At 62.2% G+C, this 9,626-nt stretch carries 10 protein-coding genes; 3 read left to right on the plus strand and 7 right to left on the minus strand.

From position 1 onward, the window contains the following. The 6 genes from EN750_RS07050 to rpsF all read right to left on the minus strand — a co-directional run. On the minus strand, positions 1-544 hold a 544-nt coding region (locus EN750_RS07050; protein ID WP_281062272.1), incomplete at its 3' end, for a small ribosomal subunit Rsm22 family protein. 1 nt (position 545) lies between these two features. Continuing rightward, positions 546-869 carry a YnfA family protein gene (locus EN750_RS07055; protein ID WP_127396009.1) on the minus strand — a complete coding sequence of 108 codons (324 nt, stop codon included), beginning with the start codon at positions 867-869 and terminating at the stop codon, positions 546-548. A 67-nt stretch (positions 870-936) separates the two neighbouring features. Further along, positions 937-2,241: a cyclopropane-fatty-acyl-phospholipid synthase family protein gene (locus EN750_RS07060; RefSeq protein ID WP_127396010.1), complete on the minus strand. Its 1,305-nt coding sequence runs from the start codon at positions 2,239-2,241 to the stop codon at positions 937-939. Positions 2,242-2,541: 300 nt separating this feature from the next. Continuing rightward, positions 2,542-3,126 (minus strand): 50S ribosomal protein L9, encoded by a 585-nt coding sequence (rplI, locus tag EN750_RS07065; protein WP_023813757.1) that lies wholly within the window; start codon positions 3,124-3,126, stop codon positions 2,542-2,544. A gap of 218 nt (positions 3,127-3,344) precedes the next feature. Then, positions 3,345-3,593 carry a 30S ribosomal protein S18 gene (rpsR, locus tag EN750_RS07070; RefSeq protein WP_006203718.1) on the minus strand — a complete coding sequence of 83 codons (249 nt, stop codon included), beginning with the start codon at positions 3,591-3,593 and terminating at the stop codon, positions 3,345-3,347. After that, complete coding sequence (gene rpsF, locus EN750_RS07075) at positions 3,593-4,093, minus strand: 30S ribosomal protein S6 (protein ID WP_013532520.1); 501 nt, start codon at positions 4,091-4,093, stop codon at positions 3,593-3,595. Before rpsF ends, rpsR begins: the two co-directional genes overlap by 1 nt. Positions 4,094-4,543: 450 nt before the next feature. Between rpsF and EN750_RS07080 the strand changes: the two genes are divergently transcribed. After that, positions 4,544-6,202, plus strand: coding sequence for a pilus assembly protein (locus EN750_RS07080; RefSeq protein WP_127396011.1), 1,659 nt, complete (start codon positions 4,544-4,546; stop codon positions 6,200-6,202). A gap of 47 nt (positions 6,203-6,249) precedes the next feature. Here EN750_RS07080 and EN750_RS07085 read toward each other — a convergent pair whose 3' ends face one another. Next, positions 6,250-8,184: an LTA synthase family protein gene (locus EN750_RS07085; RefSeq protein WP_164873871.1), complete on the minus strand. Its 1,935-nt coding sequence runs from the start codon at positions 8,182-8,184 to the stop codon at positions 6,250-6,252. 276 nt (positions 8,185-8,460) lie between these two features. Between EN750_RS07085 and fabD the strand changes: the two genes are divergently transcribed. Together fabD and EN750_RS07095 are read left to right on the plus strand one after the other, a co-directional pair. After that, on the plus strand, positions 8,461-9,402 hold the full coding sequence (gene fabD / locus EN750_RS07090) for an ACP S-malonyltransferase (RefSeq protein ID WP_127396013.1): 942 nt from the start codon (positions 8,461-8,463) through the stop codon (positions 9,400-9,402). A 57-nt stretch (positions 9,403-9,459) separates the two neighbouring features. Continuing rightward, on the plus strand, positions 9,460-9,626 hold a 167-nt coding region (locus EN750_RS07095; protein WP_127396014.1), incomplete at its 3' end, for an SDR family NAD(P)-dependent oxidoreductase.

A 9,626-nucleotide genomic window follows, 5' to 3' on the forward strand; every position in this document is an offset into this window, starting at 1 on the left:
TGTCGGCGGTGAGTTGCCAGAGGCGGTCGATGAGCTTCGGCAGTGATGCGGGAGCGATTTCATCGAGCACATAGGCGCACGTGACCAGATCGGCCGGCTCGATGTCGGCAAGGTCGATGGTGGCATCACCCGCCAGCCATCTGGTCTGGGCGGCAATTGTGTCGCCGGCAAGCGTCTCGCCGACTTTGCGCACTGCCGCACTGGCTTCGAACAACACTGCCTGTTCGAGATCGGGCCACAGGTCGGTCGTGGCCCAAAGCACCGTGCCAGGACCCGCGCCGACATCGAGCAGGCTCTTGGGTTGGAAGGCGGGCTTGGCATCGCTCAGCGCGTCGAGGCTGGCGCGGATCGCGGCATAGGTCGCCGGCAGCCGCGTCGCCAGATAGGCTTTCACCGCCAGGTCCTCGGCCATGTGCAAACGGCCGTCGCGCAATTCGGCACGATAACGGTCGGACAGCGTTTTTGCCGCTTGCTTGAGTACCGCCAGCGGAACGTTTTCGAGCAAGCGCTCGACACCTTGGCGAAGGGATGCCGGCAACTCCATCTCACGCGTCCCGCGGGACGAGAAGGATCACGGAAGCGCCGGCAATGCAGAGCGCGGCGCCGGCAAGATCCCAGCGGTCGGGGCGCACGCCCTCCACCAGCCACAGCCAGCCAAGCGACGCCGCGATGTAGATGCCGCCATAGGCGGCGTAGGCACGACCGGCGGCTGACGTGTCGACCAGCGCCAGCAGGAAGCCGAACAGGGCGAGCGAGGCGAGGCCGGGAAGCAGCCAAAGCGGCGACTTTTCCAACCGCCACCAGGCCCAGAACGAAAAGCAGCCGGCGATCTCGGCCAGAGCGGCGGCGGCATAGAGGACGTAGGTCATGAAAAAGGTCCCGCGACGGTCACGGGACCTTTTTCAGTGCAGGCGCCGGCAATGGCAAGCGGCAATGCTATTCCTGGTCAGCAACCTTGCGGCGGCGAACCGGCTTGGCGGCAGGGCTCTTTTTTACCGGTGCCGTTTCACGATGCCCCATGTCGCGCATCTCAAGCGCCTTTTCGCATTTGGCCATGTAGTCGCGCGACATCGGCAGCGTATCGTTCTTCTTGGCGATCTGGATCTGGAAGATGACCAGGTCCTGCCAGCGGAAGGCGGCTTCCGAGGCCGCCAGATAGAATTCCCACATGCGGCAGAAGCGCTCGTCATAGATCGCCTTGGCCTTGTCGCGGTTGGCGGCGAAGCGCTCGCCCCAGTGCTTCAGCGTATCGGCATAGTGGAGCCGCAGGATCTCGACGTCGGTGACGACCAGGCCCGACTTCTCGATCGCCGGCATGACTTCCGAGAGCGACGGGATGTAGCCGCCCGGGAAGATGTATTTGCGGATGAAGGCGCTGGTCGCCCACGGCACGCCGGAACGGCCGATCGTGTGCAACAGCATCACGCCATCGGGCTTGAGCAGCGTCGCGCTCTTGTCGAAGAACGTACGGTAGTGGTTGACGCCGACATGCTCGAACATACCGACCGAGACGATGCGGTCGAAACGCTCGTTGAGTTCGCGGTAGTCCTTCAGCTCGAAGTGCACACGGCTTTCCAGCCCTTGCGCGTGCGCCCGGTCGGTGGCGACGCCATGCTGCTCGGTCGACAGCGTCACGCCCTGCACGTCGACGTCGAACGCCTTGGCGAGGTAGAGGCCAAGCCCGCCCCAGCCGGAGCCGATGTCGAGCACCGTCTGGCCGGCCTTCAGCCGGAGCTTGGCGGCGATGTGGCGTTTCTTGGCGGCCTGCGCTTCGTCGAGCGTCATGTCCGGCTGCTCGAAATAGGCGCAGGAATATTGCATGTCCTCGTCGAGGAAGAGCCGGTAGAGGTCGCCCGACAAATCGTAGTGTCGCTGCACGTTGCGCCGCGAGCGCGAGGCGGTGTTGATCTGCTGCAGCCGGCGGAAGGCGTGGCGCAAGCCTTCGATGGCCTTCGACCAGGTGGCGTCGATGCCGCCGCTGCCCATGTTCTGGAAGGCGATGCGCATCACACCCAGCACCCCGCCCTCTAGAATGTCGAGTTCGCCGTCCATGTAGGCTTCAGGCACCGCCAACATCGGATCGAAGGTGATGGCGCGCTCGGCATGCGCGGTCTTGATGTGCATGTGCACCGGTTCGCCGCTGCCGTCGCCGAAAACCACAGCCGAGCCCTTGGGACCGGTCACCTTGAGATTGCCGGTACGCACCAGGCGGTCGAGAACGCGCTTCAACAGGATATTCATGACCAAATGTCCCCTCTCGGCCAGACAGGCTGCCTTGGCGCGTGACCGCGAAAATCGGTTCCGATTTCGCCGAAGATCTTGCGCCGAACCAAAGTTGCACAGCGTTGCTTTGCGCGGCCAAAGGACGCGCGACGCCATAGTCTGCAACAATATATAGGGGTTCGAAAAGTTCCATTTGGCACAAAAATGCCCGGGCGAGAGGCCCGGGCATTGGTCCAGCATGGCTGGATGACGGCAAAGTGATCGAAGCACGCTTCAATCGAGATCGGAGCGCAGCTTCAACCTCTTTGCTATGGATGATCAGGCGTTGTCTTCGCCGCCTTCAAACTCGGTGTTCGGATCGAAGAAGTTCTCCGGCCGGGCGTTGTCGTTGATGTCGTCGCCATAGATAGCTTCGGCGGTGGTCAGAGTCTCGCCCTTGGCCTGGCGCTCGGCTTCGTCGGCCGTGCGGGCGATGTTGAGCGTGACGGTGACCTCGACTTCCGGATGCAGCGCGATCGCCACATTGGTGACACCGATGGTCTTGATCGGCTGGTTGAGCAGGATCTGGTTGCGATTGATCGAGAAACCTTCCGCCGTCAGCAGATCGGCGATGTCGCGGGTCGAAACGGAACCGTAAAGCTGTCCGGTTTCGCCGGCGGAGCGAACGGCGATGAAGCTCTTGCCGTCGAGCTTTTCGGCGACCTGGGCCGCTTCCGATTTGCGCTCGAGGTTGCGGGCTTCGAGCTGGGCGCGCTGACCTTCGAACTTCTTCTTGTTGGCTTCGTTGGCGCGCAGCGCCTTACCCTGCGGCAGCAGGAAGTTACGGGCGAAGCCGTCCTTGACCTTGACGGTATCGCCCATCTGGCCGAGGCGGGAAACGCGTTCGAGAAGAATGACGTCCATGGTTTTGTTCCTTCGGTTGGGCGCCAATCGATCGATGAGATCGACGCCGAATGTCTTGGGAACAGGTCAGGAAGCTTGAGCGCCTTTGGCGCTGGTGTCGCTGTCCTGCCTGTTGCGGCAGTTAGAGGTTTTGACCTCAACCCGGGATTTGATGTTCGGCCCTGCGGCGCCCGTCGCCGTGGGAAAGAGCGGGCGGCGAACCGCCCGCATTTGAGATATTAGCGAACCACGTAGGGCAGCAGGCCGAGGAAGCGGGCGCGCTTGATCGCCTTGGCGAGTTCGCGCTGCTTCTTCTGGCTGACGGCGGTGATGCGCGACGGCACGATCTTGCCGCGCTCAGAAATGTAGCGCTGCAGCAGACGCACGTCCTTGTAGTCGATCTTGGGCGCGTTGGCGCCGGAGAACGGGCAGGTCTTGCGGCGGCGATGGAACGGGCGCCGGGTCGGGATCTGATTGATGTCGACCATTATTCTGCACCCCCTTCAAAGCCTTCGCGCGGACGGCGCGGACCACGATCGGCACCGGCGTCGCCGAACGAGCGCGGCGGACGATCGCCACGGTCGCCGCGATCACGATCGCCGAACGAACGCGGACCACGATCGCCACGGTCACGGTCGCCGAAGCCGCCGCGTTCCGAGCGCTCTTCGCGCTTCTGCATCATGGCCGACGGGCCTTCCTCATGCGCCTCGACCTTGATGGTCAGGAAACGCAGCACGTCCTCGGACAGGCCCATCTGGCGCTCCATCTCGTTGAGCGCGGCCGCCGGGCAATTCAGGTCCATCAGCGTGTAGTAAGCCTTCCGGTTCTTGTTGACCCGGTAGGTGAGGGACTTCAGTCCCCAGTTCTCGACCCGGCCGACGGACCCGCCATTAGCGGAGATGACACCCTTGTACTGTTCGACAAGCGCATCGACCTGCTGCTGCGAGAGGTCCTGCCGGGCAAGAAACACATGTTCGTAAAGAGCCATTATGTCCTATGCCTTTCTTCGTTTCTCTTCCGGTTCCCGGCGGCAAAAGCCTCTGCAACTTCTCTGACCCGCAAACCCTCGAAGGGGCAGGGGGAAGAAAGGAGCATGACGAGACGGTCGAGAGCGGAGACACGGGAGGCGGAAGCACTTCCGGCTTCACACGAAGGTTCTGAAAAACCTCCGGCCCTCCGTTCAGCCCCCAGCAAGGACCGGCAGATTGCGGGCGTCTATACAGCAATCCGGCCGCAAAGCAAGGGCAAGCGGCATTCCCGTGTGTCATAGCCGATGATCGGGGAGCAGCAACGGTCGGAGTTGTGGTTTCCGGCAACCACGTCTTAACCACACCAGCAGGTTGTGTGGAGTTGAAGCCTGCCATCAACGGTCGATTCATCATGGAGGGCGCAAAAGCCCGGACAACCGCAAAAGCGGCAAGCATTTCCGGGGGTAAGGATGCTTTTCAACAAATTCTGGCGCTCGAAGAGCGGCAATTTCACGCTTGTGCTGGGACTGGGTTTGCCGGTCATCCTGACGGCAGTCGCTTTCGCAACCGATGTCTCGACCCTTATGCGGGCCAAGAGCAATCTGCAGAACGCTCTCGATTCGGCAAATCTTGCTTCTTCGCACCTTGGCGATCTCGACATCACCCGCAATGACGCTTTCAACCGCTATTTCCAGGCCAACATCGTCGGTCATGGCGAGCTCGGCAATGCGCAGGCGACGCTGACTGTCGACAAGGGCGTCAACTTCGTCAAGACAAAGGCGGTTGCCTCGGCGGACGTCAATCTCAACTTCGCCTTCCTGTTCGGCGACAGCAAGCACATCGTGGTCGATGCCTCGGCGGTCGAATCGAACAACCAGCTCGAAGTCGTGCTGGTACTGGACAACACCGGCTCGATGGCCGGCGCGCGCATGACGGCGCTGAGGACGGCGACAAAATCGTTGCTCGACACGCTCGAAGCGGCGAAATCGCCGACGCGCAAGATCCGCGCCTCGCTGGTTCCATTCGTAACCGCCGTCAACGTCAATGGCGACGGCTTCGACCCGTCCTGGATCGACATGGACGGCAAGTCCTCAACCAACGGCGTCAATTTTCCCGTCATCGACGGCAAGCGGCCGAACCACATGGCGCTTTTCAAACAGCTCAAGAAGACCGGATGGACCGATGCCGGATGGAATGGCACCGGATGGAAGGGTTGTGTCGAGGCGCGGCCAGGCGCTTACAATATCTCCGACACGCCACCCGACACGGCCAAGCCCGACACGCTGTTCGTGCCGTACTTTGCACCGGACGATCCCGAAGACGCCCAAAAGCCGTCTGGCTCCTATGGCAATTCGGATAAATACTACAACAACTCCTATCTCAACGATGTCAGCGACAAAACCAGGCTTGCCCAGTCGGGCATCAACATCCTGGGCATCGATCTCAGCAACCTGCTCGGCAATCTGATCGAACTTCTGTCGCCCGATGACAGGGCTGCCAGGGAAAAGATCGCCAAATATGTTGCGCCCGGCAAGGAACTCATCACCGAGACCGGCTCTCCCATCACTATCGGCCCGAACCGTGCGTGTCCGACTCCGGTGGTCCCCCTGACCGACGATTTCGACAAGCTGCGCAAGGCAGCCAGTCAGATGACCGAGTGGAACGGTTCGGGCACCAATGTCTCCGAGGGCCTGTCATGGGGTATGCGGGTGCTGTCGCCCGCCGCGCCCTACACCGATGGAGCGCCGTGGAAGACGCCAGGCATCAGCAAGATCGTGCTGTTGCTCACCGACGGCGAGAACGTCGTCTATGGCGCCAGCCAACAGCCGACGAAATCTGACTACACATCATATGGTTATCTGGCCGGCGGCCGTTTCGGATCAGATAACCAGACGACCGCTGCGCGCAATGTCGACGGCTGGACCAAAAACGTTTGCACGCAATTGAAGAACGAGGGCGTGCAAATCTACACCATGGTGCTGCAATCCGACACCGCAGCCAACCGCGCGCTTTACAGCGCCTGCGCTTCTGATCCGAGCGGCTATTATGCAGTCAACGATCCGACCAAATTGCCGGACGTTTTCCAGCAGATCGCCAACAAGTTCTCGAAGCTGCAATTGACGAACTGAACGCGCGATCCGGGACGGACTGGCCGGCTCCTGAGGGATCGTTGGGCTCAACTCGTATGGGCGACAACCTTGTCCTTGTCGACCGTTTCGGGGAAGAAGTCGGGCGCCGCGTGGCGTTTGCCGAACATCATATCATACTGAAGAAGGCGGAAATCGCGGATCGCCGGATCGATCTCCTTCTGCCGCGCCCAATCGGGCGTGGCTTCGCCAGCCGGCGTCAGCAGAAGATTGCGGTCGACGACACGGTAGCGTTCGCTCATCTCGCCCAGGAAGCCGGTGTAGTATGGATGGCTGATCCCGGCCGTTTTCAGGATATGATAGGGCAGGAAGGCTGGGCTGACGGCACCCATCTGCTCAGCCGGCCCGGTGCGGTTCGACCAGATGACCAGCGGCGTCTCGTGATGCTCGAGAGCAGCCTCGGGCGACGCTTCCTTGCGCGGCGCGACATTATCCTTGAGGAAGCCGGTTTCGACATAGACCGGCCCCAGCGGCGGCAGATGGTCGCCGAAGAAGGCGATTACGGTGGGGCGGGAGCGTTTCTTGGCCCATTCGACGAGGCGTTCGAGGCCGCGATCGGCATCGGCTGAGCCCTCGGCGTAGCTGAGTAGCGATTCGCGCGCCCACTGGCTGATCGGCGCCTGCACCCTATGCGTGGGATTGTAATAGCGGTTCGGCTCGTAGGGACCGTGGTTTTGCAGGCTGACCGCAAAGAAGAACACCGGCTCGTCGCTGGCGTCGGCCTCGCTGATGATCTCGTCGGTCATCGCCGCATCCGATGCCAGTGGCCCGCGCTTTTGCATTGGCGGCAGCGTCTCTTCCGACTTGAAATCGTTGAAGCCGAAATCGGCATAGACCGCGCCACGGTTCCAGAACCAGTTGGTGCCGGGATGGATGGCGCGCGCCCGGTAACCCTGGCTCTTCAGGAAGGTCGCGAGCGAAGGCGTCGGCGTGCGCACATATTGCTGATAGGGGATGCTGCCTGCCGGCAGGAACGCGTTGGAGAAGCCGGTCAGCGCCTCGAACTCGATATTGGCGGTCATGCCGCCGAACTCCGGCGAGAACATCGAGCCCGAGCGCAGCGCCCGCACATTGGGGATTGGATCTGGCGTGATGGTGACGCCAGGCAACTTGGTCGGATCCCAGAAGGATTCGCTCATGACGATGATGATGTCCGGCTTCTCGGCCGGCACCGAGGCGGTCACATCAGGCCTGGCTATCGCTGCGATCGCCTTGTCGGAATAGCCCGGCGGCGCCGAGACATGCGCCATCGGCACGTTGAGGGCAAAGGCCAGCGCAAAGCCGTTGGAGGCATAGTTTTCCTTCTGGTCCCACATGATCGGGATGATCTGCAGCCGATCCCTGGTCCAGGAGAAGGTGGCGTAGTCCATGATCGAAACGAAGAAGGCGAGTAGCGGCACTGCCAGCGTCAGCCGCGCAAGGCGCCCCTTGCGGCTGAGTGCGGGAACCTTGCGGCGCCATAGCCGCCAGCCGTAGACGAGCAGCGACAGGCCGGCGACGATGCCGACGACCATGGCAAGCGCGGTCATCGGCCGTTCGCGTACCAAAAGCGGCAGCAGCGCGAAGATCTGGCGGGCATAGAGGAAATCGGTCGGATAGAGCGGATCGCCGAGATAGTGCGACTTCTGGTGACCGACGAAAGCAAGCGACAAGGTCAGCGGCGCGACGATCATCAGGCTCTGGTGGCTGCGGCCGAGCACCGCATCGAAGCCGATCAGGAGCAGCGCAAACACGACGATGGTAGTCCAGCCCGGCTTGAACGGCTGCAGGAAGAAGGAGATGGTTCCGGCAAAGTCGCCGCGCACGATCAGTTCGATGGCAAACACCAGGATAGCGGCGATCGCCAGGCTGATCAGCCCATAGCGCACGACCGGCCATCTCCTGCCCGGCAGATAGCCGGTGGAGGGGTCGTCTTCCAGGAACTGTGGCGCGGCCTTGCCGGTGCGTTTGTAACTCTTTGCCACTTTAACTTCCCCACCCAGCGACAAGCACGTCACTCGATTGTCATGGAATTGTCACGCAAAGCTAGCGCCTGTAACGGAAATAAGAAGAGCCAGCAAACGAATCGTGAGCGGTTTTCATCAGGAGTGATCGCCAAAAACCCTTTCGCAACAGGCACTCGGCGGACGAGGCTGCCCTCGGGCAGGGTCGAACCGGGCTTGACTTGGCGCCCCGCCATGCGTCACAGGCAAGAAAAACCCGTCTTCAGGCAAGCAAAACCAGCCCTTGGGAGCCCTCGCATGGCCGTTGCATTCACCTTTCCCGGACAAGGCAGCCAGGCGGTCGGCATAGGCAAGGATCTCGCCGACGCCTTCCCCGAAGCGCGCAGGGTCTTCCAGGAAGTCGACGATGCGCTCGGCGAAAACCTGTCGAAGCTGATCTGGGAAGGGCCGGAAGAGACGTTGACGCTGACCGCCAACGCGCAGCCGGCGCTGATGGCGGTGTCGCTGGCCGCGATCCGGGCGCTGGAATCGCGCGGCTTCTCGCTGAAAGGCAAGATCGCCTATGTCGCCGGTCATTCGCTGGGCGAATATTCGGCGTTGGCCGCTGCCGGCTTCGTTTCGGTTGCCGATGCCGCCCGGTTGCTGCGCATACGCGGCAATGCCATGCAGGCGGCGGTGCCGGCCGGCGAGGGCGCCATGGCGGCGATCATCGGATTGGAACAGGTCGATGTCGAAGCCGCTTGCGCGGAAGCCGCCAAAGGCTCTGTCTGCCAGATCGCCAACGACAATGGCGGTGGCCAACTGGTCATCTCCGGCGCCAAGGCCGCGGTCGAACTGGCCGCGAAACTGTGCACCGAGAAAGGCGCCAAACGCGCGCTGATGCTGCAGGTGTCCGCGCCCTTCCATTCCGCGCTGATGGCGCCGGCCGCGAACGTCATGCGCGAAGCCCTGGCCGGCGTGGCAAAGAACGCGCCGGTGGTTCCCGTCCTCTCCAATGTCACGGTCAGCCCGACCAGCGATCCGGACGAGATCGCCCGCCGCCTGGTCGAACAGATAACCGGCCGCGTGCGTTGGCGCGAGACGGTGGAATGGTTCGGCGCAAACGGCGTCACCACACTTTACGAGATCGGCGCCGGCAAGGTGCTTTCAGGATTGGCGCGGCGCATCAACCGCGATGTCGCCACCGCGTCGGTCGGCACCTCGGCTGACGTCGAGGCGGCCATGGCGGCGCTTGCATAAAGCGTCATTTGATCCCATCCCTGTAAAGGGTGTTCTCTTCTCAATCAGGAGACAAAAATGTTCGAATTGACTGGCCGCAAGGCGCTCGTCACCGGCGCATCCGGGGGCATCGGCGAGGCTATCGCCAGGATGCTGCATGCGCAGGGCGCGATCGTCGGCCTGCATGGCACCCGCGTCGAGAAACTGGAAGCGCTGGCTAGCGAGCTTGGCGACCGGGTCAAGCT

The sequence above is a fragment of the Mesorhizobium sp. M7A.F.Ca.ET.027.03.2.1 genome, from assembly GCF_003999175.1.
GTDB lineage: Bacteria > Pseudomonadota > Alphaproteobacteria > Rhizobiales > Rhizobiaceae > Mesorhizobium.